This is a genomic window from Lelliottia sp. CFBP8978 (assembly GCF_034046055.2).
GTDB lineage: Bacteria > Pseudomonadota > Gammaproteobacteria > Enterobacterales > Enterobacteriaceae > Enterobacter.
Window position 1 is genome coordinate 2,469,891 of sequence record NZ_CM188253.1, and the last position, 24,596, is coordinate 2,494,486.

Below are 24,596 nucleotides of genomic sequence, written 5' to 3' on the forward strand. Positions count from 1 at the left end.
CAGTCCACAAACGATAAGCAATTCACAGGCCAGTTGCAATACAACGGAAGTTCAACAGCCGGAAAAGTCAAAACAGAGGGGGCGAATCATAAGGCAGCTATCTCTTTTTATGCCATTTATCATCGTCGCCCTTTTCGTAATCATGCTTCACCGCCGCCCAGGCCACGCGATGGGCGGTCTCTTCCCGGGTGGCATCATCACGTCTGTCCTCTTTATCTTTATACTGGTCCCAGGCGCTGTTGAAGGCTTCTTTGTAAATCTCCTGCGCATGAGCAGGCAGGACGTGCTGAACGCTGTCGGGTAAATCGCTTTTCGATTTGTATGGCATGGCAAACCTCTCTTTTAAACAAAAGATAAGTGTGGTCGAGAGGTGTGTTCACCGCCAGTCACGATCAAAAGAGTGTTAAATGAAGTACTCTAATACTTTGTTATTACATATTTATTTATCATAAAGTCAGAATTACAGGCCCTTAACGATAAAAAACAGCAATACCGTAAAATTAAGTAAAACATTGCTGGAATTTACCGGTTTTCTGTTAGTTTAATGGCCTTTAATTTCACTCTATAATTACAATCATCTGCATCGACGGAGAATCGCATGACAACAACACATGAGGCGGTAAAAACCCGCCACAAGGAGACGTCACTCATTTTCCCGATTGTGGCACTGGCTGTGCTGCTCTTCTGGGGAAGCAGTCAGTCACTGCCAGTGGTCGTTGGGATTAATATTCTTGCTCTTATCGGTATTTTATCCAGTGCTTTTAGCGTCGTACGCCATGCCGACGTACTGGCTCACCGCCTCGGTGAACCCTATGGCTCCCTCATTTTAAGTCTTTCCGTTGTTATTCTCGAAGTTAGCTTAATTTCGGCTTTAATGGCCACCGGCGATGCGGCACCCACGCTGATGCGCGATACGCTGTATTCGATCATCATGATTGTCACCGGCGGTCTGGTGGGCTTTTCGCTCCTGCTGGGCGGGGGAAAATTCGCCACGCAATATATGAACCTGTTTGGCATCAAACAGTATCTGATTGCCCTCTTCCCGCTGGCCATTATCGTGCTGGTGTTTCCCATGGCGCTGCCGGGTGCGAACTTCACCACCGGTCAGGCGCTGCTGGTGGCACTGATTTCTGCCGCGATGTACGGCGTGTTTCTGCTCATCCAGACCAAAACTCACCAGAGCCTGTTTGTGTACGAGCATGAAGACGATGGTGACGATCCGCATCACGGTAAACCGTCCGCGCACAGCAGTATGTGGCATACCCTTTGGCTGATCGTGCATCTGATTGCGGTTATCGCGGTCACCAAGATGAACGCCAACCCGCTTGAGACGCTGCTGACTGAGCTGAACGCCCCCGTCGCGTTCACCGGCTTCCTGGTGGCGTTACTGATTCTCTCGCCTGAAGGTTTAGGCGCCCTGAAAGCGGTACTGAATAATCAGGTTCAGCGGGCGATGAATCTGTTCTTTGGCTCGGTACTGGCCACGATTTCATTGACTGTCCCGGTCGTGACGCTGATTGCCTTTATGACCGGCAATGACCTGCACTTTGCGCTGGGTGCGCCAGAGATGATTGTGATGGTGGCCTCCTTGCTGCTGTGCCAGATTTCGTTCTCGACCGGACGCACCAATGTGCTGAATGGCTCCGCTCATCTGGCGCTGTTTATTGCCTATTTGATGACCATATTCGCCTGAGTTTGCTGCCCCTCTGCTCGCGTGTCCTGCGGGCTAAAATGCAGACATAAAAAAACGGCAACCACTTTGGTTGCCGTTTTGCTTTTCGTTGCGGAGTTCGATTAGTTGCTGGTATCCAGCTCGTCAAAGCTCTTCACCAGATCGTCAATCGCTTTGATTTGCTTCAGGAACGGTTCCAGTTTATCCAGCGGCAGCGCGGACGGGCCATCGCATTTTGCATTGGCTGGATCCGGGTGTGCTTCGATGAACAGGCCAGCCAGGCCCGTCGCCATACCGGCACGCGCCAGTTCAGTCACCTGCCCACGACGACCGCTGGAGGCCGCACCAAACGGGTCGCGGCACTGCAGCGCGTGAGTCACGTCGAAGATGACCGGCGAGTTGTTGGAGACTTTCTTCATCACGCTGAAGCCCAGCATGTCGACCACCAGGTTGTCGTAACCGAAGTTCGCGCCACGGTCGCAGAGAATGATCTGGTCGTTACCGCCTTCGATAAATTTATCGACGATATTACCCATCTGACCAGGGCTGACGAACTGCGGTTTTTTCACGTTGATCACCGCGCCGGTTTTCGCCATCGCTTCAACCAGATCGGTCTGACGGGCGAGAAACGCCGGCAGCTGAATCACATCCACCACGTCAGCGACTGGCTGCGCCTGAGAGGCTTCGTGTACGTCGGTGATCACTTTCACGCCAAACGTCTGCTTCAGCTCCTGGAAGATTTTCATCCCCTCTTCCAGGCCAGGGCCACGGTAAGAGTTGATTGAGGAGCGGTTGGCTTTGTCAAAAGAGGCCTTAAACACGTACGGAATACCCAGTTTCTGGGTCACAGTCACGTAGTGCTCGCAGATACGCATGGCGAGGTCGCGGGACTCCAGAACGTTCATGCCACCAAACAGCACGAACGGCAGGTCGTTTGCCACGTTGATATCACCAATGCTAACCACTTTTTGTTTCATAGGATCGCCTTATTCAGGTGTGAATCGGAATTAAGATTAATGCAATGTAATCTGTTTATGCGCGATCGAGTTGATCTGCGCGCGAATCATTTCGCTTATCGGATCTTCCGGGCACTGCTCAACGAAATAACTCAAATCGCTGAGCGCAACGTGCTCACATTCAAGCTGCGCGTAGATCAGGCCACGGTCGCGGATTTCGTACGGATCTTCCGGATTAAACTGCAGCAGCACTTCACTGGCGCGTAACGCCAGCTCCATCTGCCGCTCTTCCATCAGCGCTGATTTCAGCGTATCCAGCAGTTTACGGACCACTTCCGCGTTATCCGCTTCATCGAGATCTTCGTTAAACAACTCAGCAACCGGGCTGATATTCCCCTTCAGCCAGACGTCCAGCGTATGCTCGTCCAGCGTGTCGCCGTTGAACGGGTTAATTAACCACATCTCACCGTCCAGCCACTCGGCACGCAAAATCATCTGCGTCGGGAAAATGACCGGAACCAGCGGAATATCCAGACGGTTCGCAACCCACAGTAAAACAGCCCCCAGAGCAACAGCGCTGCCCTGACGGTTTTTCAGTACCTGATCCAGCCACAGCGCATCGGAAAGGCGGTACACGCCACGCGTGTCGCAGAAACCCCATTCGCCGTAGAACAGTTCAATCAGCTTCTCCAGCTGCCAGTCCTGAGGACGCGCCTGATTAATCTCTTCGCGCGCCAGGCTCACCAGACTTTCCAGCTCATCGTAAACCCATTGCGACGTGAAATCGTCGCGGATCATCTCCGATATCAGGACCATTCCATCGCAAAGCGGTACTTTATTAAATTCGAAATCGGCTAAGGACCTCATGACTTACCCCAGTAACGGTATTCTTGTGGTGGCGAGTTTAATGATGATGTACAGCACCACCAGCCCCAGCAGAAAGGCGATAAAGCCCATTTGCTGGCTGCGCGGACGACGACGTCCCAGCGCGATAAAACCCAAAACGATGTAGATGATAACGCCAAACAGCTTTTCAGTCAGCCATGTGCCTTTATCAGTAAATGGCAGATAGCCGGTTACCCACATTAACCCGGCGCCAGAAAGAAACAGAACCGTGTCGATACCGTGCGGCGCCACGCGCACCCAGCGGGCGTCAATCAGCGGGTTATCGCTGTAACGCCACCAGTAACGCACCACGAAAAAGCTGATGGTCAGCACCACCGCGGTGATGTGAAGCACGATCAGGACGCTAAACGGAGTCATGCCAGTCTTCCCAGCGTCAGCCGTTCGTTATCGCCATAGTCGCGACAGGTTTCGACGTGGTCATAACCCGCGGCGGAAAAGAGCGTGCGAACCGCCTCGCCCTGCGTCCAGCCGTGTTCCAGCAGTAACCAGCCGCCGGGCACCAGGTGCTCATGGGCGGTCGTAACGATGTGTTCGATATCGGCCAGCCCATCGTTGGCAGCCACCAGCGCGGTGAGCGGCTCAAAACGCACATCGCCCTGCGACAGATGCGGGTCGTGCTCGTCAATATAAGGGGGATTACTGACAATCATCCCGAACCGTTCTCCCGCCAGCGCAGCAAACCAGCTGCTTTGGCGTATCTGAACATTGCGCAAACCCAGGCGCTCAAGATTGCGTTGCGCCAGGGCTACCGCGTCAGGCATTACGTCGACCGCTGTAACCTGACAATCCGGACGCTCGCTCGCCAGCGCCAGTGCGATTGCGCCTGTTCCGGTGCCCAAATCCAGGATCCGGCAGGCATGAGCAGGTAAACGGGCCAATGCCTGTTCAACCAGACATTCGGTATCGGGACGGGGGATCAGCGTGGCTGCTGACACATACAGGGGCAGCGACCAGAATTCACGTTCGCCGGTAAGATGAGCCACCGGCTCGCCGGATTTGCGGCGGTCAAGCAGCGCAGAGAGCTGCGCGTCCTGCTGCGCGGTCAGTTCCGTCTCGCCAAACGCCAGAATATATGTGCGCGCTTTGCCGGTCACATGTTCCAGCAAGATTTCGGCGTCGCGGCGCGGGCTTTCGCTGTCGGAAAGCGCGTTCACGGCAAGACGTAACCAGGCCTGAAAATCCATTAGTCCTGCTCTGCCAGCGCCGCCAGCTGATCGGCCTGGTATTCCTGAACAATCGGTTCAATCAGCGAGTCGAGCTTGCCTTCCATTGTCTCATCCAGACGATAGATCGTCAGGTTGATACGGTGGTCGGTGACACGCCCCTGCGGGAAGTTATAGGTACGGTTACGATCGCTGCGATCGCCACTGCCCAATAGGTTACGACGCGTAGAAGCTTCGGCCTGCTGACGCTTCGCTATTTCGGCGGCGCGGATACGTGAGCCGAGCACCGCCAGGGCTTTGGCTTTGTTTTTGTGCTGGGAACGTTCGTCCTGGCACTCCACCACAATACCGGTCGGCAAGTGGGTAATACGGATCGCAGAATCGGTGGTGTTAACGTGCTGACCACCCGCACCGGAGGAGCGGAAGGTATCAATACGTAAATCGCCCGGATTGATGTCCGGCAGTTCTGCCTCCGGCAGCTCCGGCATCACCGCAACGGTACAGGCCGAGGTGTGGATACGGCCCTGAGATTCGGTCGCCGGAACGCGCTGTACGCGATGGCCGCCCGATTCAAATTTCAGCCGACCGTATACGCCTTCGCCGCTGATTTTGGCGATCACTTCTTTGTAGCCGCCATGCTCGCCTTCGTTGGCGCTCATGATTTCAACCCGCCAGCGACGGGATTCAGCGTAGCGGCTGTACATGCGGAACAGATCGCCCGCAAACAGCGCCGCTTCATCGCCGCCCGTGCCCGCGCGGACTTCGACAAACGCATTGCGTTCATCATCGGGATCTTTCGGCAGCAGAAGCACCTGGAGCTGCTGCTCCATCTCTTCGGCCCGCGCTTTGGCGTCCTGCAACTCTTCCTGCGCCATTTCGCGCATTTCAGGGTCGTCGAGCATCATCTGCGCGGTTTCAATATCTTCCTGCACCTGCTGCCATTCTGTGAAGCAGCGTGCAACATCACTTAACTGCGCATACTCGCGCGACAACGCGCGAAAGCGGTCCTGGTCAGCAATAGTCGCGGCATCGCCGAGCAAGGCCTGAACTTCTTCATGGCGCTCGTGCAGAGCTTCCAGTTTGGCGACGATAGAGGGCTTCATAGGCGTAAAATGCACCTTGTAATAGAAAATGGGTATAGGGCGCTATTCCAGCCCGAGGCTGTTGCGCAGAATAGTCAGGCGTTCGTCATCCCCGTCACGGGCTGCCTGTTGAAGTGATTTGGTTGGGGCATGGATCAAGCGGTTAGTCAGTTTCCATGCCAGGTCTTGCATAATCAACTGCGGATCGCCGCCCTGTTCCAGGGCCGCCATCGCTTTGGCCGTCAGATCGTCACGCATCTGTTCAGCCTGGCCGCGATATTCGCGAATGGTCTCGCTGGCGCTTTGCGCACGCAGCCAGGCCATGAATTCGCTGGACTCTTGCTCAACAATCGTCTCCGCCTGCACCGCCGCCGCTTTACGCTGCGCGAGGTTATGCGAAATGATGCTTTGCAGATCGTCCACGCTGTACAAATAGGCATTCGCCAGTTTGCCGACTTCGGGTTCGACATCGCGCGGAACCGCAATATCCACCAGCAGCATAGGCTGGTTACGGCGCGATTTGAGCGCCCGTTCAACCATCCCTTTACCAATAATTGGCAGGGGGCTGGCGGTCGAACTGATGATTATGTCCGCGTCTTTTAAACGTTCGTCGATATCGCTCAGCGCGATCACCTCGGCACCCACTTCATCAGCCAGTACCTGCGCCCTTTCACGGGTGCGGTTAGCAATCAGCATCTGCTTCACGTTATGTTCACGCAGATGACGCGCCACCAGCTCGATCGTCTCCCCCGCACCCACGAGCAGCACGGTGACGGTCGAGAGGGATTCAAAGATTTGACGCGCGAGCGTACAGGCCGCGAAGGCAACGGAAACCGCACTGGCACCAATGTCGGTTTCGGTTCGCACTCGCTTGGCTACGGAGAAGGATTTCTGGAACATGCGTTCCAGCTCGCTGGCTTTGAGATGGCCTTTCTGAGAATCAGCAAACGCTTTTTTGACCTGCCCGAGGATCTGCGGTTCGCCCAGAACCAGTGAATCCAGGCCGCTGGCCACGCGCATCAGATGGCTGACAGCATCGTTATCGTGATGCCAGTACAGGCTGTTGCGCAGCTCTTCTTCGTTCAGATTGTGGTAATCACATAGCCAACGGATCAGCGCTTCGTGGAGGTTATCTTGCTCTTCAACGCTCAGATATAACTCGGTACGGTTACAGGTAGAAAGCACAACGCCGCCCTGCACCATAGGTTGTGCAAGCAGGCTATCCAGCGCCTGGTCGAGCGTATCCGGCGAAAACGTAACGCGTTCTCGCAGCGAAACCGGGGCTGTTTTGTGGTTAATACCGAGTGCTAAAAGGGTCATGTGAGCGGGAGTAGTACCAGCGTTAATAAGGTTAGCAGGTCGCATCATACAGGATGCGCGAGATCAATAAAAGAGAGCGCCCCCTTTCGGAGTAATAGCCGTTTCCGGCTAATTTCATGATTTAAGACAATATGAACGTAGACGCTGCCACCGCCCGGCGCTAGCATTAAGGGTTATAACTGCAACGCATCTCAAGGATTTGTCACGACTATGGCCCGATTAACTCGCTTGTTACCGCTGGCGGCGCTGGTACTCTCCGCCTGCTCGATTACTCCGCCCAAGGGCCCCGGCAAAAGTCCTGACTCGCCGCAGTGGCGACAGCATCAGCAAGAGGTGCGCAATCTTAGTCAATATCAGACGCGCGGCGCCTTTGCTTACCTCTCCGATCAGCAAAAAGTGTACGCCCGCTTCTTCTGGCAACAAACCGGGCAGGATCGCTACCGCCTGCTGCTGCTTAATCCGTTGGGCAGCACCGAGCTGGAGCTGAATGCGCAGCCGGGCACCGCGCAGATCACCGATAACAAAGGCCAGCACTATAACGCCACGGATGCCGAAGAGATGATTGGCAAACTGACCGGAATGCCGATTCCCCTCAACAGCCTGCGCCAGTGGATCCTCGGTCTGCCGGGTGACGCCACCGATTATAAGCTCGACGACCAATATCGTTTGAGCGAGGTGAACTACACCCAAAACGGTAAAACGTGGAAAGTGGTTTATGGCGGGTACGACAGCGCCAGCAAACCCGCTTTACCTTCTAACATGGAACTGACCGAAGGTAGCCAGCGTATTAAGTTGAAAATGGACAACTGGATCGTTAAATGATGAGTCACTGGCCCTCCCCGGCAAAATTGAACCTGTTTTTGTACATTACCGGGCGGCGTGCTGACGGCTATCACTCGCTGCAGACCTTGTTTCAGTTTGTCGATTATGGCGACACCATTAGCATCGACGTTCGCCATGATGGACAGATTCACCTGCTGACGCCGATTGAAGGCGTTGCCAATGAAGATAACCTGATCGTTCGCGCGGCGCGTCTGCTGATGACCACCGCCGCCGATTCGAGTCGTCTTCCTGCGGGGAGCGGCGCCGATATCCGCATCGAGAAGCGGTTGCCGATGGGCGGCGGTCTTGGCGGTGGCTCGTCGAACGCCGCCACCGTGCTCGTCGCACTGAATCATCTGTGGGGCTGTGGGTTATCGCAGGACGAGCTGGCCGCGCTCGGGCTGACGCTCGGTGCGGATGTTCCGGTGTTTGTGCGCGGTCATGCGGCGCTGGCTGAAGGGGTGGGCGAAATCCTTACCCCGGTGAATCCGCTGGAAAAATGGTATCTGATTGCCCACCCAGGCGTGAGCATTCCGACCCCGGTTATTTTTAACGATCCGGCGTTGCCACGCGATACGCCTGTACGGTCAATAGAAACGTTACTAAAATGTGAATTCGCCAACGATTGCGAGGTTATCGCAAGAAAACGTTTTCGCGAGGTTGATGCGGTGCTTTCCTGGCTGTTAGAATACGCGCCGTCGCGCCTGACTGGCACCGGATCCTGTGTTTTTGCTGAATTTGACACCGAATCCGCCGCACGTCAGGTGCTAGAGCAAGCGCCGGTTTGGCTGCATGGTTTTGTGGCGCGTGGGATGAACACCTCCCCGCTACAGCAGGCCATTCTGGCGCAGACTGAGTTTCGGTGACAACGTCACCCTGTTCCAGACGTTGCATCGCGCTCTTTAATACACCGCCTGGATAGCGTTCGCCTGGCCCGCACAGTTAGTGGCGAATGTTATCCACCATTGGACGCATGCCTGAGGTTCTTCTCGTGCCTGATATGAAGCTTTTTGCTGGTAACGCCACCCCGGAACTAGCACAACGTATTGCCAACCGCCTGTACACTTCCCTCGGCGACGCCGCTGTAGGTCGCTTTAGCGACGGCGAAGTCAGCGTACAAATTAACGAAAATGTACGCGGTGGTGATATTTTCATCATCCAGTCCACCTGTGCTCCAACTAACGACAACCTGATGGAATTGGTTGTTATGGTCGATGCCCTGCGCCGTGCTTCCGCAGGCCGTATCACGGCTGTTATTCCTTACTTTGGTTATGCCCGCCAGGACCGTCGTGTCCGTTCCGCTCGTGTACCCATCACCGCGAAAGTCGTTGCTGACTTCCTGTCTAGCGTAGGTGTAGACCGCGTTCTGACCGTTGACCTGCACGCTGAGCAGATCCAGGGCTTCTTCGACGTTCCGGTTGATAACGTATTCGGTAGCCCAATCCTGCTCGAAGATATGCTGCAGCTGAACCTGGACAACCCGATTGTGGTTTCTCCGGACATCGGTGGCGTGGTTCGTGCTCGTGCGATCGCTAAACTGCTGAACGATACCGACATGGCTATCATCGACAAACGTCGTCCGCGCGCTAACGTTTCTCAGGTGATGCACATCATCGGTGACGTTGCTGGCCGTGACTGCGTGCTGGTTGATGACATGATCGATACCGGTGGTACGCTGTGCAAAGCAGCAGAAGCACTGAAAGAACGTGGTGCTAAGCGTGTATTCGCCTATGCAACTCACCCGATCTTCTCGGGTAATGCGGTCAATAACCTTCGCAACTCCGTCATCGACGAAGTCGTGGTTTGCGATACCATTCCATTAAGTGAAGAGATCAAAGCGCTGCCTAACGTCCGCACCTTGACGCTGTCCGGAATGCTGGCCGAAGCGATTCGTCGTATCAGCAACGAAGAATCCATCTCTGCAATGTTCGAACACTAATCGAACACGGCCCAAAAACCCGCTGCGGCGGGTTTTTTTGTCTGTCATATTTATTTGTATGATTAATGCCTCCTTCACCTGCCATTCACATGACAGATGATGCGCACTCGGATGAAAGATAATTGTGAAAAACATAGCCAACTCACATGTTCTGCCCTTTCGCGCCCTCATCGACGCCTGCTGGAAAGAGAAGTACACCTCATCACGCTTTGTACGTGACCTGATTGCCGGTATCACCGTCGGTATTATTGCCATCCCTCTTGCGATGGCACTGGCGATTGGTAGCGGTGTCGCTCCACAGTACGGGCTTTATACCTCTGCTGTTGCGGGGATTGTTATCGCGCTGGCGGGGGGTTCTCGCTTCAGCGTCTCGGGGCCGACTGCCGCGTTTGTCGTGATCCTCTACCCGGTTTCGCAGCAGTTCGGGCTGGCGGGACTGCTGGTCGCCACCCTGATGTCCGGCGTCTTTTTAATCCTTTTCGGCCTGGCACGCTTTGGCAGACTGATAGAGTACATCCCCCTTTCTGTGACGCTCGGCTTCACCTCCGGGATTGGGATTACCATCGGGACCATGCAGATTAAGGATTTCCTGGGCTTACAGCTCGCGCATGTTCCAGAGCATTACCTGCAAAAAGTGGGTGCGCTGTTGACCGCATTGCCAACGGCCAATCCGGGGGATGCCGCGATCGGTATTGTCACTCTCGGCACGCTCATCCTGTGGCCACGTCTGGGTATCCGCCTGCCGGGACATCTTCCTGCGCTGCTTTTAGGCTGCGCGGTCATGGGCGTGGTCAATCTGCTGGGTGGAAACGTGGCAACGATTGGCTCGCAGTTCCACTATATTCTGGCGGATGGTTCACAGGGTAACGGCATTCCGCAGCTATTACCTCAACTGGTTCTGCCGTGGGATTTACCCGGTTCCAGCTTCACGTTGAGCTGGGATTCTCTGCGCGCGCTGCTGCCAGCCGCCTTCTCAATGGCCATGCTGGGGGCGATTGAATCACTGCTCTGCGCGGTAGTGCTTGATGGTATGACCGGCACTAAACACAAGGCCAACAGCGAACTGGTCGGTCAGGGGCTTGGCAATATTATCGCGCCATTTTTTGGCGGCATCACCGCAACTGCCGCGATTGCCCGTTCAGCGGCTAACGTGCGTGCGGGGGCAACCTCGCCCGTTTCCGCGGTCATTCACTCACTTCTGGTGATCCTCGCCCTGCTGGCGCTCGCCCCACTGCTCTCGTGGCTGCCCCTTTCCGCTATGGCCGCGCTGTTGCTGATGGTGGCGTGGAATATGAGTGAGGCGCACAAAGTGGTGCATCTGCTTCGCCGCGCGCCAAAAGATGACATTATCGTGATGCTGATCTGCATGTCGCTGACCGTGCTCTTCGATATGGTCATCGCCATTAGCGTAGGGATTGTGCTGGCATCGCTGTTGTTTATGCGCCGAATTGCGCAGATGACGCGCCTGGCGCCAGTGAATGTCGATGTGCCCGACGACGTCCTGGTGCTCCGTGTCATCGGCCCTCTGTTCTTTGCCGCAGCAGAAGGACTGTTCAGCGATCTGGCGTCTCGTCTTGAAGGTAAAAGGATTGTGGTACTGAAATGGGATGCCGTACCGGTGCTGGACGCCGGCGGGCTGGATGCCTTCCAGCGGTTTGTGAACCGTCTGCCGGAAGGGTGTGAGCTGCGGGTGACTAACCTCGAATTCCAGCCATTGCGCACCATGGCTCGTGCCGGTGTACAGCCCGTCCCGGGCCGGCTGGCGTTCTATCCCAACCGCGAGGCCGCACTGGCCGACATCTGACGGGTCTGATGCTGTGAACCCCCTGAGGCCACCCCGGGCCTCAGGTTTCATCACCGTCACATGATGAAAAAAAACGGCTCCTTCAGGAACCGTTTCGTTGTTCTAACTTATTCAGCGCGTTAGCTGTGTTTATGCTGGTCGCGACGGCAGCGTTTATCGTAATGACGTACCCACCAGTATCTGTCGCTGACCTGTTCATGACCACTCACACGCGCACCTGCCAGCCACAACACCGCCCCCAGGAAAATACTGAGAACCGCGCCGTGCGCGAAATATTGCGGGAGGTCAAGCTGCGGCAACTGGTTTAAAATAGAATAACCCACACCTGCGACCATCACGAACAGGCCCAACCCCATCAGCGCGTTACCGAGTCGTGAAGCGTTTTTGCGTTTCATGTGTCACCTCCGGAACTTTGGGTTGCAGGGAAAATGTCCCTAATCCTTGTGTGTAAAGTATAGACAACGCGTCTTTTATGAGTTGCGTGAATGATCACAATAATGAGCGGTATCGCGACAAAAGTTTACAAATAAGCGTCTGAACAGCTTGAAATTCTAATGGTTCAGATGAGTAATTATTCCGGTCTCAGTCTACCTCTCGCAGAATTTTGTCAACCGGCGCGGCAAACAGTAAACTACGCGCAAAATCTTGAACCTTTAGGAATTGAAACGTGACGATTAAATTGATTGTCGGCCTTGCCAACCCCGGCGCGGAATACGCTGCCACTCGTCATAACGCCGGTGCCTGGTATGTTGATTTGCTGGCTGAGCGGTTACGTGCTCCCCTGCGTGAAGAACCGAAGTTCTTCGGCTATACCTCGCGCATTAATCTGGCGGGTGCCGATGTGCGTCTGCTTGTTCCAACCACCTTTATGAATCTGAGTGGCAAAGCCGTGGCAGCGATGGCGACTTTTTATCGCATCAATCCGGATGAAATTCTGGTCGCCCACGATGAGCTGGATCTCCCACCGGGGATCGCGAAATTCAAACTCGGTGGCGGACACGGCGGCCATAATGGCCTGAAGGACATCATCAGCAAGCTCGGCAATAACCCCAACTTTCATCGTTTACGCGTGGGAATCGGTCATCCAGGTGATAAAAACAAGGTTGTCGGTTTTGTCCTCGGTAAACCGCCGGTTTCTGAACAAAAGCTTATCGACGAAGCAGTAGACGAAGCGGCGCGCTGCACCGAGATCTGGCTGCAGGACGGTTTGACCAAAGCCACCAATCGTTTGCACGCCTTTAAAGCGCAATAGTCCGCGCAACAGCCTTTTTTACCGCGCGTGACGCGGGTTACGTGTATAATAGGCAAAGTTATTTACTTTTCTTCAATCGGTTAATGCTAACGGGTTGAATATCAAGATATTAAGGTGATTTAAAGATGGGATTTAAATGCGGTATCGTCGGTCTGCCAAACGTGGGCAAATCCACCCTGTTTAACGCGCTCACTAAAGCGGGTATCGAAGCAGCTAACTTCCCGTTCTGTACCATTGAGCCGAACACCGGCGTGGTTCCTATGCCTGACCCGCGTCTGGACAAGCTCGCGGAAATCGTCAAACCACAGCGTATTCTGCCAACGACGATGGAATTCGTGGATATCGCCGGCCTGGTAAAAGGCGCCTCCAAAGGCGAAGGTCTGGGTAACCAGTTCCTGACCAATATCCGTGAAACCGAAGCGATTGGTCATGTTGTGCGTTGTTTCGAAAACGACAACATCATTCACGTGAACAATAAAGTCGATCCGGCTGACGACATTGACGTTATCAATACCGAGCTGGCCCTGTCGGATCTGGATACCTGCGAACGTGCGATTCACCGCGTGCAGAAGAAAGCCAAAGGCGGCGATAAAGACGCGAAAGCGGAACTGGCAGCACTGGAAAAATGCCTGCCACAGCTCGAAAACGCCGGTATGCTGCGTGCGCTGGATCTGACTGAAGAAGATAAAGCGGCGATCAAATACCTGAGCTTCCTGACGCTGAAACCCACCATGTACATCGCTAACGTCAACGAAGACGGTTTCGAAAATAACCCATACCTGGACAAAGTGCGTGAAATCGCCGCTGGCGAAGGCTCTGTGGTTGTAGCGGTGTGTGCTGCCGTTGAGTCTGACATCGCCGAGCTGGACGACGCCGATCGCGAAGAGTTCATGGCGGAACTGGGCCTGGAAGAGCCGGGTCTGAACCGTGTGATTCGCGCAGGTTACGAGCTGCTGAATCTGCAGACTTACTTTACCGCTGGCGTGAAAGAAGTGCGTGCATGGACCATCCCTGTTGGCGCCACGGCTCCTCAGGCGGCGGGTAAAATCCACACCGATTTCGAGAAAGGCTTTATCCGTGCGCAGACCATCTCGTATGAAGACTTCATCACCTACAAGGGTGAACAAGGTGCGAAAGAAGCCGGTAAGATGCGTGCTGAAGGCAAAGACTACATCGTCAAAGATGGCGACGTGATGAACTTCCTGTTCAACGTCTAAGTCTTTCGTCTCATGAGATTTCATTGAATCTCATCAACGCTGACAAATCCCAAAATCCACGCGGTTGCGTGGATTTTTTTATGGCTGCCTTTTCGGCTTAATGAAACCTGTCCCGACAGAGCGCTCACAAGAGATCCTCGCGGCAAAGGCAAACGACAACGTTCTCAACTAGACTTGAGAGCGGCTATTCGCCAGCGGTTTTCACATCAACCTGCATTTTTCCGCTTCGTCCTTTCACGCCACCCGAGAGGTTAAATCATGTCATTTGTCACCACGAAAGATAACGTCAACATCTTCTATAAAGACTGGGGTCCCAAAGAGGCACAGCCGGTGTTCTTCCACCACGGTTGGCCATTAAGTGCTGACGACTGGGATACGCAACTGCTGTTCTTCCTGTCAGAGGGTTTTCGCGTTATTGCCTCCGATCGTCGCGGACACGGTCGTTCCAGCCAGGTCAGTGAAGGCCACGATATGGACCATTACGCTGCCGACGTTTCGGCGGTGGTCGAACATCTGGATCTGAAAAATGTGGTTCATATCGGGCACTCCACCGGTGGAGGTCAGGTTGCCCGCTACGTCGCCAGGTACGGCCAGCCGCAGGGCCGGGTGGCGAAAGCCGTGTTAATCAGCGCCGTGCCCCCGCTGATGGTGCAGACCCCCGATAACCCCGGCGGTACACCCATTGACGTGTTCGATGGCTTCCGAAAAGCGCTGGCCGCCAACCGCGCGCAATTTTATCTCGACGTCGCATCAGGTCCGTTCTACGGATTTAATCGGGATGGCGCGGAGATCTCCCAGGGGACGATTCAGAACTGGTGGCGTCAGGGGATGACGGGCAGTGCGAAAGCGCACCTGGAGGGGATTAAAGCGTTCTCGGAAACGGACCAGACCGAGGATTTAAAAGCGATCACGGTACCCACGCTGATCCTGCAGGGCGATGATGACCAGGTCGTTCCGTACAAAAATGCCGCCCTGCTCCAGGAGAAGCTGATCGCCCACAGCACGCTCAAGGTCTATCCCGGCTATCCGCACGGGATGCATACCACGCATGCCGACCAAATCAACCGCGATCTTCTGGCGTTTATTCGCAGCTGATTGCCGCCATGTCTGCTGAATGATTCCTGCGGGTGGCTTGTGCCACCCTTTTTCGTCTGTTTTGATTCGTCACCCCCTTCTCACAGCACACATACAGACCACCCCTTTATCGCAAAAATGATGCATTTTTGTTGTTATTTCGTTAACTCCGGCGGTGTAGAATCGATCCGTTGACCCGCATAGTCAGGAGCTTATATGAATAACAAAAGACGTTCAGTTCCAGGAATCAGGCACTATGATGGTCCTGCCGGTGGATGGGGCGCGCTGAAAGCCACCGCCATTGCCGTGCGCACGCAAATGGATACCTTCGACGCGCCGGCCACGTTGCTACGGACCAATCAGCCCGACGGATTTGACTGCCCAGGCTGCGCGTGGCCGGATAAAGAGCACAAATCAACCTTCCAGTTTTGTGAAAACGGCGCCAAAGCGGTGACATGGGAAGCCACCAGCAAGCGCGTTACCCCGGCTTTTTTTGCTGAAAATACCGTCACTTCGCTGCTGGCAAAAAGCGATTTTGAACTTGAAGGGTACGGCCGTCTTACCCATCCGCTGCAATATCACCCGCAAAGCGACACCTTCCGCCCGGTTGAATGGGAACAGGCTTTTGCCCGTATCGGCGAAATATTGCGGGGGCTTCCTGCCGATCAGGTTGAGTTTTACACCTCGGGTCGCGCCTCAAATGAAGCCGCGTATCTGTTTCAGCTCTTCGCCCGCGAGCTGGGTACCAACAATTTCCCGGATTGTTCCAATATGTGCCACGAAGCTACGAGCGTCGGCCTGCCCCGCTCAATCGGCATCGGCAAAGGGACTGTGTCGCTGGAGGATTTCGACAAGACAGAATTAGTCATTTCAATCGGCCATAATCCGGGAACCAACCATCCACGAATGATGGGGACGCTGCACGAGCTGGCGCGTCGTGGCGTTCCGGTGATCGTTTTCAATCCGCTGCGTGAACGCGCGCTGGAGCGTTTTGCCGATCCGCAGAGCGTCATTGAAATGGCGACCTACGGCTCGACCGATATTGCCTCGACCTATTTTCAGGTTAAGGCGGGAGGCGACGCCGCCGCGCTGAAAGGCATCGCCAAACATCTGCTTCAGTTCGAAAGCCTTCGCGGTGGCGTGCTGGATCATGACTTTATCGCCAGCCACACCCACGGATTTGAGGCTTTTGCTGCGGATATTGCCGCCACCGCCTGGGAAGCGATTGAAAGCGAATCGGGCCTGTCCCGTAACGATCTGGAAAAAGTGGCAGACGCCTACGCCAAATCCAACGCCACCATCATCACCTATGGAATGGGCATTACCCAGCACAACAAAGGCACGTCTAACGTGCGCCTGATTGCCGATCTGCTGTTGCTGCGCGGAAATATCGGCAAGCCCGGCGCCGGGATTTGTCCGCTGCGCGGGCACTCCAACGTTCAGGGAAACCGCACCGTCGGCATCACCGAGAAACCCACCGCCGCTTTCCTCTCCCGGCTGGAAGAGGTATTTGGCTTTACGCCGCCCGCTGAACACGGGCATGACGCGGTTCAGGCCACACAGGCGATGATCGACGGGCGGGCGAAAGCCCTGCTCTGTCTGGGCGGAAATTTTGCAGTGGCGATGCCCGATCATGAGCGCGTTTTCCCCGCCATGAGAACCCTGGATCTGAGCGTCCACGTCGGCACCAAGCTGAACCGCACGCACCTGCTGACCGCAAAAGAAACGTTTATATTCCCGTGCCTTGGCCGTACCGAGCTGGATATGCAGCTCACGGGCCGACAGTCCGTTACCGTCGAGGATTCGATGTCGATGGTGCATGCCTCTTCCGGAAAACTAAAGCCGGCCTCACCCGAGCTTCGCTCAGAGCCTGCGATTGTCGCGGGTCTGGCGAGCGCGACGCTCTCCCGCACCCGAGTCAACTGGAGAGATCTGGTGGCTGATTACGATCGTATTCGTGAGTTGATTGAAAAGACCCTGCCCGGTTTTGATCGCTATAACGAGCGCATACGTATTCCCGGCGGTTTTCGTATGCCGCTGCCGCCCACCGAGCGCATCTGGCCGACCCCGACGGGAAAAGCCATGTTCTCTGTATTCGAAGGAGTGGATGAGAATCGCAAAGGTACAGGCGAAAACATCCTGCGTCTGGTCACGTTGCGTAGCCACGATCAGTACAACACGACGATCTATGCGCTGGACGATCGCTATCGCGGGGTGTTTGGTCGCCGTGATGTGCTGTTTATGAACGAGGGCGATATGGCGCAGCTTGGCCTGGAACATGGCGATCGGGTCGATATCACCACCGCTTTAGAAGGAAGTGTTCAGCGTCTGGAAGACATCACCGTGGTGGCGTATAACATCGCCTCAGGCACGGTGGGCGCGTACTATCCAGAAGCTAACGTGCTGGTTCCGCTTGATTATCTGGATAAAGAGAGTGGAACGCCGTCCTATAAATCAGTGCCGATCCGCGTGACGTTGCGATCAAAAGAGATACGCGCGTTATAGCCATGATGCCGACGCCGCAGCAATCCGCCTGCGCGTCGCGCTCAGGCAATAGCAGGGGTCATCTTAATCATCAAAATGAGCAAGATTCTTCTATAGCGATTACCGCTGTTTATTTAGATTATCCTTCAGTGACCGATACACGAGACAAATTGATGTTGATGAAAATAAAGACCCTGCCGCGAGATGAGGCCAGCACGGAATTTCGCGCAGGCATTACCGCCTGTTTGCCGACCATCCCTGGATACTGGAGCATTGGTTTTGCCGCCGGTGCGATTGGCACGCTTTCCGGATTTTCCACTCTCCAGACCGCGCTCCTCGCCAGCGCCCTCTACGCCGGTTCAGCGCAGTTTCTGTTTTATTCGCTGTGGGCCACCGGAGCCGAGATCGCCTCTGTGGTATTGAGCGTGTTTCTGGTTAACCTGCGCTATTTGCTGATGAGTTCTGCGATGAGCCTGTTCTTTCGCGACTACAGCACGCTGCAAAAAATCGTTAGCGGATTGCTGCTCACCGACGAGACCTTTGGCGTTGCGGTCCAACAGGGAAGCCAGCAAAGCAAAGTTCCCTTCGCCTGGATGCTCGGTCTGAACCTGGCGGCATGGCTTAACTGGATCCTCGCCTGCGTGGTCGGCGCATGGCTGGCCTCCGCCCTTCCGCCTTCATTAATGGAAGGACTCAGTTTTAGCCTGGTGTCGATGTTTATCGGGCTGGTACTGATGATCTGGTTTGCCAGTCGGCGAAAGGTGCTGGAGACTTTCAGCATTGCCGCCGCCGTCTTGATCACCCTGTTAACCGCCAGCCACACCGACATGAGTGTGGTGGTGATCGCGGCAGCGTCAGTCTCGGCCACCCTCGCAACGATCGGGTTACGCCTCTTCAGCAAAGGAGAGAAATAGCATGGAAAGGAATATCTTGCTGGCGATTATCGCCTGCGCGGTGGTTACGGCGCTGATGCGTACCGTGCCGATCCTGTTGCTCTCGCGATTTCGACTGGCCCCCATCGCCCAGCAATGGCTGAGTTTTATCCCTTCCGCCATTATGGCGGCGATTGTGACGGCAGAACTGGCTGGCAAACCGGCGCTGACGGCCTCGGGGATCAGCATCTCGCTACTGGCCGCCGCCGTCGCCACGCTGGCGGGGATCCTCTCGCGCAGCCTGTTTGCGACGGTGATCGCGGGGATGGTGGCGTTTTCCGGGCTGGGGTATTGGCTGGCGTAATTCCAGTTTTTTGCCGGTCAGAGCCGCGTGACGCCGGCCTCAGCGGCCTCTTTGCGCCAGTCCAGTAACAAACTATAGGGCTCGCGCGACACTGCGCTAAATCCGCCAATAAATGCGGCCTCGCACAGCGAACGATATTCCGGGGCATTCACCAGCGCATCCAGCGCTGCTCTGATCGCTGTGAGGGTCTGCGCCGACGTGCGGCCTGCGGTGATGAGCGGTAATCCGGGCGTCAGCGGAGTGTGTTCGATGACGGTCAGCCCATCCAGCAACGTCGGTTCATGGCGCTGAAGTAATGCCCAGGTCACACAGTCGATAGCCGCGATATCTGCCGCTCCCCGCGCCAGATCAATTACCGACTGGCGGTGGCTGCCGCTCAATACCACCTGCGAGAAAAATCGCCCTTCCCGGGACAACGGAGCCACCCTTTTCAGCAGCACGTTGTAGCCCGACTGCGACTCCTCTGCGTTACACACCACCCGTTTGCCGCGAAAATCGGCGAGCGTTTGGGTGTTGTCTTGCGCCCGTGCGACCAGAAAACTGCGGTAGTTAATCCCTTCGCAGCCAGGCGCAGTGTAATGAAAACATCCCACGGTCTGCACCTCTGCAAGCTGCGTCACCAGCGGAAAACCGCAGGTCTGGCTCAGCAACAGATCGGGGTGACGCCAGTGGGAAAGCAGGTCCCCTTCTGGCACGCTCGGCTTGAGATCGTCCGCCGGTACGCCGTGTGCAATCAGCAGGTGCTGTACGGCCCGCCACAGCGCCAGCGTCTCGGCGCGGTTAATGGCATACATAGGAAATGCAAGTCGGTCACTCATTGGCATCACTTTTTTTCACGCCGGGATGCACGGTCACCTCCACGGCTTTCGCCCAAAACTGGCGCAACCATTCGCCATAACCCCGCACCACAAATTGCTGATTGCGCTGCTGATAGTGCGCTTTGTCACGCAGATAGATCGCCCGCAGGCCATACCAGGGCACGCCGGGAAGATCGTGATGCACAGAATGATAGTTGAGATTCAGAAAGAGCACGCGCCAGGGCAGCGCAGCTTCGTTAATCACCGAACGGGCCAGCGGGTCGTCCGCAGCGCGGTGCTCAAGAAAAGAGCGCACTTTGGTGAGGGCCAGTGCAGGATAGCTCACCGCCAGCACAAACCAGAGCGCGGAGAATCCGATCGTCTCAATCCAGGCCAGCAGTAGCGCCAGCAATACGCCGTGAACCAGCCACATCGCCATCGCTTTCATCTTGAGCTGGCGAAACGCCGCGACCGCCTCCCCCAGCGTCTGCACAATGTCCAGCAGCGGAGCCAGAGCCAGGCGCCCGACAAAAGTATTCCGCGCATGAATTATTTTTCGCCGCCACGGCGAGAATTTTGCCCAGCTTACGTCAGTGAAATAGTACGACTCCGGATCGTCCTGCGGCACTGTCAGACTATCGTGACGATGGTGAGCCAGATGGGAATCGCGGTAGAGACCGTACGGATACCAGACCGCCAGCGGCAGAATGCCAAAAAGCTGATTAAGCCACGGCAGACGAGTGGGATGACCATGGATCAATTCATGCTGTAGGGACATATACCAGGCGGTAAACCAGATAAGCATCAGCGTGGCGGGAAAACGCCCCACGACGGGCCAGAACCAGAGTGTGCCGAACCAGCCACCGTAGACCACAACCATCAGCATCCACGTCGGCCATTCACTTTGCCACAGCCAGCTTTTGCGAAGACGGCAGAGCCGGTCGCGTTGTTCCGCATGCAAATAGTGGGACGAACTTTTACCCATTTGATCCAACGCTATTTCCACATGATTACGCTATCTCACGAAGATGTGAGATAGTGTCGGAAATCACAAAGAATTTAAATGGCTATGCTTTGCCAGAAACGCCGGGTAGCCAGGGCAATCGTTCGTCACCCGGGCCCCCGTTCCAGAAATTTCAGGACCGATTATGCTGGGTTTTGCTGCGCTTTTACGCCAATCAGGACAATCACCATTGCCGAAACCAGCAATAATCCGCTACCGGCAAATACGCCGCTGGCACCGTTGAGATCAAACACCGCGCCACCGCCAGCCGCTCCCGCGCCGATCGCAAACTGGATCGATGCCACCAGTAGCCCGCCCGCGCTTTCGGCTTCGTCCGGTACGGTTGTCGCAAGCCAGGTCGACCAGCCGACGGGCACCAGCCCGAAAGCAAAGCCCCAGAGCGCCACCAGCAGCCCGTCCAGCATCGCCAGATGACCAAACAACACCATCGTCAGAGCCAGAACGCCCATCACAAAGGGCACGAACGCCAGGGTCAGGCGCAGATTGCGCGCCAGCAGGTGTCCGGCAATCGAGGTGCCGACAAAATTGGCCAACCCGAAGCCCAGTAATATCAGCGAAATCGTTTCCACGCTGGCCTGACCGACCGTTTCGAGGAACGGACGCAGGTAGGTAAAGAAGGCGAAATGCCCGCTAAAGATCAGCACCGTTGCCAGCAATCCTCCGACCATTCCCGGACGACGCAGCACGCGCAGTAAGGTCCCCAGACCGCCGCTGCTTTCCGGCTTCATCGACGGCAATACCCACAGCTGCCAGAGCAGGGCCAGCACACTTGGCAGAATGCAGAGAATAAAGACGTTACGCCAGCCAATCAGACTGCCCAGATAGCTGCCAAGCGGCGCGGCCACCACGGTCGCGACAGAGACGCTGGAGAAAATCACCGCCAGCGCTTGCGGCACTTTATCCGCCGGCACCAGGCGCATGGCTGTCGCGGTCGACATTGCCCAGAATCCGCCAATTGCAATTCCCAGCAGCAAGCGTCCCATCAGCAGCACATGCAGCGTGGGGGCAAATGCCACCAGCAGGCTGGAGATAATTTGCAACAATGAGAAAAACATCAGCACCCAACGACGGTCGATACTTTTGGTGGCGGGGGTGATGAGCAAGCCCGTCACCAGCGCGACCAGCGCCGTCGCCGTCACCGCCTGTCCGGCCATCCCTTCACTGACGCCCAGGCTTGCCGCCATAGGGGTTAATAAACTGGCCGGTAAAAATTCCGCCGTAATCAGGCCAAACACGCCCAGTCCCAGTGAATAGACGGCTCGCCAGGCGGGTTTTGCCGGCGCGATGGCCTCGCTCGCCGCGATACATGAATTCATCTGTTGCTCTCCCGTTAGAAAAATGTGACAACCGTCGCAAAGCATAGAGTGTTCCCCGTGGACGATCTATGACATATAATCTCCACTTATTGATAATTCGTCCGGAGTTGCTGCGATGACTGTACAGTCGCCCGATTTAATCAGTGAGCTTTTGCGTGGCATGCGTCTGTCAGGCGTCAAATATCGCCGGATCGAAACCCGCGCACCGTTTGGCCTGGCATTCCATCAGGCCGCGGGCAAAGCACAGTTTCACTTCATCAGCCGCGGCCCGGCGGTGCTGAGGATGGAGAGTGGCGCGACCTTTCACCTGAGCGTGGGGGATGCGCTGTTTATCCCCAACGGCAACGCGCACGTGCTTATGTCCGATGAACAGGCGCCCGTCACTCCGGTATCGGAGTTTCCCAGCGAGCCGATTTGCAACTCGGTGTGTGCTATCACCTGCAAACCCTGTCCGGAGAACGAAAGTACGGTGATATTTAGCGGATGTATGGATTTTGAGCTGGGGGGAATGCAGCCGCTGATCAAAGCGATGCCGGAGGTGATGATGGTGAGCCGCCTGATGTCAACCTGGCCTGAGATCCACCCGCTGCTGGCGGCGATGGAGCGCGAATCAATGACTCGTCAGGTGGGGTTTGCCGGGATACTGGCGCGTCTGGCCGATGTGGTCGCGGCGCTTATCGTACGCGGATGGGTGGAAGCGGGCTGCGGTAAAGCGACGGGCTGGGTGCAGGTGCTGCGCGATCCGCGCCTGAGTCGCGCCATTTACGCCATGCATCAGCAGCCGGGAGTGAACTGGAGCGTCGCGGAGCTGGCAAAAGAGGCGGGAACCTCCCGTTCCGTGTTTGCCGAGCGCTTTTTATCAGCCACTGGCACCACACCGGCGAAATATCTGAGCGAGCTGCGCATGCGTCTCGCCATTCAGTATATTCGTCATGAGCATCAGGCGATTGAAACGGTGGCGCTGCGCCTTGGCTATGGCTCGCTGGCGGCGTTCAGTCGGGCGTTTAAGCGCATTGTAGGTCAGGCACCGGGGACACTACGGGAAACCGGCCAGACTCCAGAAGAAGTCTGACCGGGGCGATCGTCAGAAGTAATATTTAAAGCGCACGCGACCACCGTAGCGATCGTCGTTGTTGGCATCGCCCGCTTTTGGATGCGCCTCCACCCAGGAGGCGTACGCCCCGAGGTAGATATTGAAATTCTTCATTTTCATCACGTTCGGAATCAGATAAGACGCGTGAATAGTATGAAGATCGTATTTACCCGGATCGGTAATCCAGCAGTCATCATCGCAATCGGCATCAAGGTTAGTGGAGTTAAATTTATCCACCTGATTATGAGCATAGATGTAGCCCAGTTCAAAATTATGCCATAAGGCATTCGTCCCGGCGGTAAAGTCCGTTTCATCGGTGGCATCCATATAAGCGGTATTCACATTCACCACCACGCCATCGTCAGGGTCGGTTTGTTGTCCGTTCCAGGTCATGGTCCAGCCATAGCCCGTGCGGTCCGACTCATCGATCCATTTACCGTTAGCGTCACGATAGCCGTACGCATTGTTAACCAGGTTACTCTCCATCGCGACTGCCGTGCTGAAACGCCCGTTCTGCCAGGAGATGACCGGTCGGACGTAAGCCACATTTTTTTCATTATCCAGTTCAGCGCCGTGGTACTGCTTGTCGACATACAGCGTGCTGCCGTCCTCCAGCAGGGTATTCAGTTCGAAATACCAGTTATCAAGGGTTTTACTCATCAGGAAGTTACCGCCGCTGTTACTACGGCCACGCCCCTCTTTCATCATGTAGATATAGCCATAGCCATCGCTGTAGAGATCGTTGGCGGTATTCCCGGAATACTCGATGAATGTATCCTGATTGAGCGGGAACATATCGTAGGCTTCAAAACGGCCCACTTTAACCTTCCAGTTGTTTTCGTTGCCGAAGAAGAAGATGGCATCATCAAGATTCATTTTACCGCCGAGATCCGCCAGCGGTTGTACGGAGAATCCGGCAAAATTACCGTCATCCATTCGACGATAGCCGTCAAAGCCTAATAAAATACGGCCATTAATATCCCATCGTTCATTATTTCCCGCTGCCCAGTCCTTATTCGCACTTGTTTTAACAGACGTTAATGCACCCGATTTACTGGCCGCGTCCATATTAAATTCCACATCGCCATAAAACTTAATATCGCCGTAGCCCGAGAGCGTCAATTTGGGTTCTGCGGTTTTGGTGACGGGTTCAGCGGATTGAACGGAAACGGTCGGCTGGCTTTTTGCGATCTCATTCTGATGCAGTTGCAGGCTTTGTATTTGTGCCTCGGCTTTCGCCGCGCGGCTTTCCGACTGTTCCAGTCGTGCTTCCAGCTGCGCCAGTTTCTCCTCCAGGCTCAGCGAATTTTGTGCGGCATAAAGACTGCCCGAGCAAAGGGCACTGATAACCAGAGCACTAGCTTTAATTCTCATAGATTCCTCCCTGTAAATGATGAATATTCTGACGGTCCAGCACGGGTATTTCGCCCAAACATAGT

24 protein-coding genes are annotated in these 24,596 nt (G+C 55.5%); 12 read left to right on the forward strand and 12 right to left on the reverse strand.

Features of this window, described 5'->3' with window-relative positions:
• Positions 1 to 97: 97 nt before the first annotated feature.
• On the reverse strand, positions 98 to 328 hold the full coding sequence (gene chaB / locus SOM82_RS11675; protein WP_320461102.1) for a putative cation transport regulator ChaB: 231 nt from the start codon (positions 326 to 328) through the stop codon (positions 98 to 100).
• Between the two features lie 270 nt (positions 329 to 598).
• Here chaB and chaA point away from each other — a divergent pair, with 270 nt between their 5' ends.
• On the forward strand, positions 599 to 1,693 hold the full coding sequence (chaA, locus tag SOM82_RS11680) for a sodium-potassium/proton antiporter ChaA (RefSeq protein WP_154125698.1): 1,095 nt from the start codon (positions 599 to 601) through the stop codon (positions 1,691 to 1,693).
• A 101-nt stretch (positions 1,694 to 1,794) separates the two neighbouring features.
• On the opposite strand, the gene kdsA is transcribed toward chaA, so the two are convergent.
• The 6 genes from kdsA to hemA are packed head-to-tail and all read right to left on the reverse strand — an operon-like array spanning position 1,795 to position 7,099.
• Positions 1,795 to 2,649 carry a 3-deoxy-8-phosphooctulonate synthase gene (gene kdsA, locus SOM82_RS11685; protein ID WP_154125699.1) on the reverse strand — a complete coding sequence of 285 codons (855 nt, stop codon included), beginning with the start codon at positions 2,647 to 2,649 and terminating at the stop codon, positions 1,795 to 1,797.
• 36 nt (positions 2,650 to 2,685) lie between these two features.
• The gene (gene sirB1, locus SOM82_RS11690; RefSeq protein WP_154125700.1) at positions 2,686 to 3,495 is read right to left on the reverse strand and encodes an invasion regulator SirB1; all 810 of its coding nucleotides are present in this window, start codon (positions 3,493 to 3,495) and stop codon (positions 2,686 to 2,688) included.
• Positions 3,496 to 3,498: 3 nt separating this feature from the next.
• On the reverse strand, positions 3,499 to 3,891 hold the full coding sequence (gene sirB2 / locus SOM82_RS11695; protein WP_154125701.1) for an invasion regulator SirB2: 393 nt from the start codon (positions 3,889 to 3,891) through the stop codon (positions 3,499 to 3,501).
• The gene (prmC, locus tag SOM82_RS11700; protein ID WP_320461101.1) at positions 3,888 to 4,718 is read right to left on the reverse strand and encodes a peptide chain release factor N(5)-glutamine methyltransferase; all 831 of its coding nucleotides are present in this window, start codon (positions 4,716 to 4,718) and stop codon (positions 3,888 to 3,890) included. The genes sirB2 and prmC overlap by 4 nt, the downstream gene beginning before the upstream one ends.
• The gene (gene prfA, locus SOM82_RS11705; protein WP_154125703.1) at positions 4,718 to 5,800 is read right to left on the reverse strand and encodes a peptide chain release factor 1; all 1,083 of its coding nucleotides are present in this window, start codon (positions 5,798 to 5,800) and stop codon (positions 4,718 to 4,720) included. Before prfA ends, prmC begins: the two co-directional genes overlap by 1 nt.
• A gap of 42 nt (positions 5,801 to 5,842) precedes the next feature.
• Complete coding sequence (hemA, locus tag SOM82_RS11710; RefSeq protein WP_154125704.1) at positions 5,843 to 7,099, reverse strand: glutamyl-tRNA reductase; 1,257 nt, start codon at positions 7,097 to 7,099, stop codon at positions 5,843 to 5,845.
• A 210-nt stretch (positions 7,100 to 7,309) separates the two neighbouring features.
• Here hemA and lolB point away from each other — a divergent pair, with 210 nt between their 5' ends.
• From lolB to dauA, 4 genes are all read left to right on the forward strand, one after another.
• Entirely contained in the window at positions 7,310 to 7,921 is a 612-nt protein-coding gene (gene lolB, locus SOM82_RS11715) for a lipoprotein insertase outer membrane protein LolB (protein WP_320461100.1), read from the forward strand.
• On the forward strand, positions 7,918 to 8,787 hold the full coding sequence (gene ispE, locus SOM82_RS11720) for a 4-(cytidine 5'-diphospho)-2-C-methyl-D-erythritol kinase (protein ID WP_320461099.1): 870 nt from the start codon (positions 7,918 to 7,920) through the stop codon (positions 8,785 to 8,787). The genes lolB and ispE overlap by 4 nt, the downstream gene beginning before the upstream one ends.
• 125 nt (positions 8,788 to 8,912) lie before the next feature.
• Positions 8,913 to 9,860, forward strand: coding sequence for a ribose-phosphate diphosphokinase (gene prs / locus SOM82_RS11725; RefSeq protein WP_012017724.1), 948 nt, complete (start codon positions 8,913 to 8,915; stop codon positions 9,858 to 9,860).
• A gap of 124 nt (positions 9,861 to 9,984) precedes the next feature.
• Positions 9,985 to 11,664 (forward strand): C4-dicarboxylic acid transporter DauA, encoded by a 1,680-nt coding sequence (gene dauA / locus SOM82_RS11730; protein ID WP_320461098.1) that lies wholly within the window; start codon positions 9,985 to 9,987, stop codon positions 11,662 to 11,664.
• Positions 11,665 to 11,783: 119 nt separating this feature from the next.
• Here the strand turns inward: dauA and ychH are convergent, their stop codons facing one another.
• Positions 11,784 to 12,059, reverse strand: coding sequence for a stress-induced protein YchH (gene ychH, locus SOM82_RS11735; protein ID WP_154125707.1), 276 nt, complete (start codon positions 12,057 to 12,059; stop codon positions 11,784 to 11,786).
• 272 nt (positions 12,060 to 12,331) lie between these two features.
• Here ychH and pth point away from each other — a divergent pair, with 272 nt between their 5' ends.
• The 6 genes from pth (at position 12,332) to SOM82_RS11765 (ending at position 18,927) form a co-directional block, all read left to right on the forward strand.
• Entirely contained in the window at positions 12,332 to 12,916 is a 585-nt protein-coding gene (gene pth, locus SOM82_RS11740; protein WP_320461097.1) for an aminoacyl-tRNA hydrolase, read from the forward strand.
• Positions 12,917 to 13,041: 125 nt separating this feature from the next.
• Positions 13,042 to 14,133: a redox-regulated ATPase YchF gene (ychF, locus tag SOM82_RS11745; protein ID WP_320461096.1), complete on the forward strand. Its 1,092-nt coding sequence runs from the start codon at positions 13,042 to 13,044 to the stop codon at positions 14,131 to 14,133.
• A gap of 258 nt (positions 14,134 to 14,391) precedes the next feature.
• Positions 14,392 to 15,228: an alpha/beta fold hydrolase gene (locus SOM82_RS11750; protein WP_154125709.1), complete on the forward strand. Its 837-nt coding sequence runs from the start codon at positions 14,392 to 14,394 to the stop codon at positions 15,226 to 15,228.
• Positions 15,229 to 15,423: 195 nt separating this feature from the next.
• Positions 15,424 to 17,712, forward strand: a complete 2,289-nt coding sequence (locus SOM82_RS11755) for an FdhF/YdeP family oxidoreductase (protein WP_320461095.1) — start codon at positions 15,424 to 15,426, stop codon at positions 17,710 to 17,712.
• A 152-nt stretch (positions 17,713 to 17,864) separates the two neighbouring features.
• Positions 17,865 to 18,605 (forward strand): AzlC family ABC transporter permease, encoded by a 741-nt coding sequence (locus SOM82_RS11760; protein ID WP_320461094.1) that lies wholly within the window; start codon positions 17,865 to 17,867, stop codon positions 18,603 to 18,605.
• Between the two features lies 1 nt (position 18,606).
• On the forward strand, positions 18,607 to 18,927 hold the full coding sequence (locus SOM82_RS11765) for an AzlD domain-containing protein (protein ID WP_320461093.1): 321 nt from the start codon (positions 18,607 to 18,609) through the stop codon (positions 18,925 to 18,927).
• Positions 18,928 to 18,944: 17 nt separating this feature from the next.
• On the opposite strand, the gene SOM82_RS11770 is transcribed toward SOM82_RS11765, so the two are convergent.
• From SOM82_RS11770 to SOM82_RS11780, 3 genes are all read right to left on the reverse strand, one after another.
• On the reverse strand, positions 18,945 to 19,745 hold the full coding sequence (locus SOM82_RS11770) for a phosphate/phosphite/phosphonate ABC transporter substrate-binding protein (protein ID WP_320461092.1): 801 nt from the start codon (positions 19,743 to 19,745) through the stop codon (positions 18,945 to 18,947).
• Positions 19,738 to 20,709 carry a fatty acid desaturase gene (locus SOM82_RS11775; protein ID WP_320461127.1) on the reverse strand — a complete coding sequence of 324 codons (972 nt, stop codon included), beginning with the start codon at positions 20,707 to 20,709 and terminating at the stop codon, positions 19,738 to 19,740. The genes SOM82_RS11770 and SOM82_RS11775 overlap by 8 nt, the downstream gene beginning before the upstream one ends.
• 161 nt (positions 20,710 to 20,870) lie before the next feature.
• A complete protein-coding gene (locus SOM82_RS11780) occupies positions 20,871 to 22,064 on the reverse strand; it encodes an MFS transporter (RefSeq protein WP_154125714.1) in 1,194 nt (397 codons plus the stop codon).
• A 115-nt stretch (positions 22,065 to 22,179) separates the two neighbouring features.
• On the opposite strand from SOM82_RS11780, the gene SOM82_RS11785 reads away from it, so the two are divergent.
• Entirely contained in the window at positions 22,180 to 23,136 is a 957-nt protein-coding gene (locus tag SOM82_RS11785; RefSeq protein WP_320461091.1) for an AraC family transcriptional regulator, read from the forward strand.
• 12 nt (positions 23,137 to 23,148) lie between these two features.
• On the opposite strand, the gene SOM82_RS11790 is transcribed toward SOM82_RS11785, so the two are convergent.
• Positions 23,149 to 24,531 (reverse strand): carbohydrate porin, encoded by a 1,383-nt coding sequence (locus SOM82_RS11790; RefSeq protein WP_154125716.1) that lies wholly within the window; start codon positions 24,529 to 24,531, stop codon positions 23,149 to 23,151.
• Between the last annotated feature and the right edge of the window lie 65 nt (positions 24,532 to 24,596).

What these genes read in the sequence shown, in the direction of transcription:
- chaB (WP_320461102.1), bottom strand. Translation starts at nt 328, where the DNA reads ATGCCATACAAATCGAAAAGCGATTTACCCGACAGCGTTCAGCACGTC.
- chaA (WP_154125698.1), top strand. Translation starts at nt 599, where the DNA reads ATGACAACAACACATGAGGCGGTAAAAACCCGCCACAAGGAGACGTCA.
- kdsA (WP_154125699.1), bottom strand. Translation starts at nt 2,649, where the DNA reads ATGAAACAAAAAGTGGTTAGCATTGGTGATATCAACGTGGCAAACGAC.
- sirB1 (WP_154125700.1), bottom strand. Translation starts at nt 3,495, where the DNA reads ATGAGGTCCTTAGCCGATTTCGAATTTAATAAAGTACCGCTTTGCGAT.
- sirB2 (WP_154125701.1), bottom strand. Translation starts at nt 3,891, where the DNA reads ATGACTCCGTTTAGCGTCCTGATCGTGCTTCACATCACCGCGGTGGTG.
- prmC (WP_320461101.1), bottom strand. Translation starts at nt 4,718, where the DNA reads ATGGATTTTCAGGCCTGGTTACGTCTTGCCGTGAACGCGCTTTCCGAC.
- prfA (WP_154125703.1), bottom strand. Translation starts at nt 5,800, where the DNA reads ATGAAGCCCTCTATCGTCGCCAAACTGGAAGCTCTGCACGAGCGCCAT.
- hemA (WP_154125704.1), bottom strand. Translation starts at nt 7,099, where the DNA reads ATGACCCTTTTAGCACTCGGTATTAACCACAAAACAGCCCCGGTTTCG.
- lolB (WP_320461100.1), top strand. Translation starts at nt 7,310, where the DNA reads ATGGCCCGATTAACTCGCTTGTTACCGCTGGCGGCGCTGGTACTCTCC.
- ispE (WP_320461099.1), top strand. Translation starts at nt 7,918, where the DNA reads ATGATGAGTCACTGGCCCTCCCCGGCAAAATTGAACCTGTTTTTGTAC.
- ychH (WP_154125707.1), bottom strand. Translation starts at nt 12,059, where the DNA reads ATGAAACGCAAAAACGCTTCACGACTCGGTAACGCGCTGATGGGGTTG.
- ychF (WP_320461096.1), top strand. Translation starts at nt 13,042, where the DNA reads ATGGGATTTAAATGCGGTATCGTCGGTCTGCCAAACGTGGGCAAATCC.
- SOM82_RS11750 (WP_154125709.1), top strand. Translation starts at nt 14,392, where the DNA reads ATGTCATTTGTCACCACGAAAGATAACGTCAACATCTTCTATAAAGAC.
- SOM82_RS11755 (WP_320461095.1), top strand. Translation starts at nt 15,424, where the DNA reads ATGAATAACAAAAGACGTTCAGTTCCAGGAATCAGGCACTATGATGGT.
- SOM82_RS11760 (WP_320461094.1), top strand. Translation starts at nt 17,865, where the DNA reads ATGTTGATGAAAATAAAGACCCTGCCGCGAGATGAGGCCAGCACGGAA.
- SOM82_RS11765 (WP_320461093.1), top strand. Translation starts at nt 18,607, where the DNA reads ATGGAAAGGAATATCTTGCTGGCGATTATCGCCTGCGCGGTGGTTACG.
- SOM82_RS11770 (WP_320461092.1), bottom strand. Translation starts at nt 19,745, where the DNA reads ATGAGTGACCGACTTGCATTTCCTATGTATGCCATTAACCGCGCCGAG.
- SOM82_RS11775 (WP_320461127.1), bottom strand. Translation starts at nt 20,709, where the DNA reads ATGGGTAAAAGTTCGTCCCACTATTTGCATGCGGAACAACGCGACCGG.
- SOM82_RS11780 (WP_154125714.1), bottom strand. Translation starts at nt 22,064, where the DNA reads ATGAATTCATGTATCGCGGCGAGCGAGGCCATCGCGCCGGCAAAACCC.
- SOM82_RS11785 (WP_320461091.1), top strand. Translation starts at nt 22,180, where the DNA reads ATGACTGTACAGTCGCCCGATTTAATCAGTGAGCTTTTGCGTGGCATG.
- SOM82_RS11790 (WP_154125716.1), bottom strand. Translation starts at nt 24,531, where the DNA reads ATGAGAATTAAAGCTAGTGCTCTGGTTATCAGTGCCCTTTGCTCGGGC.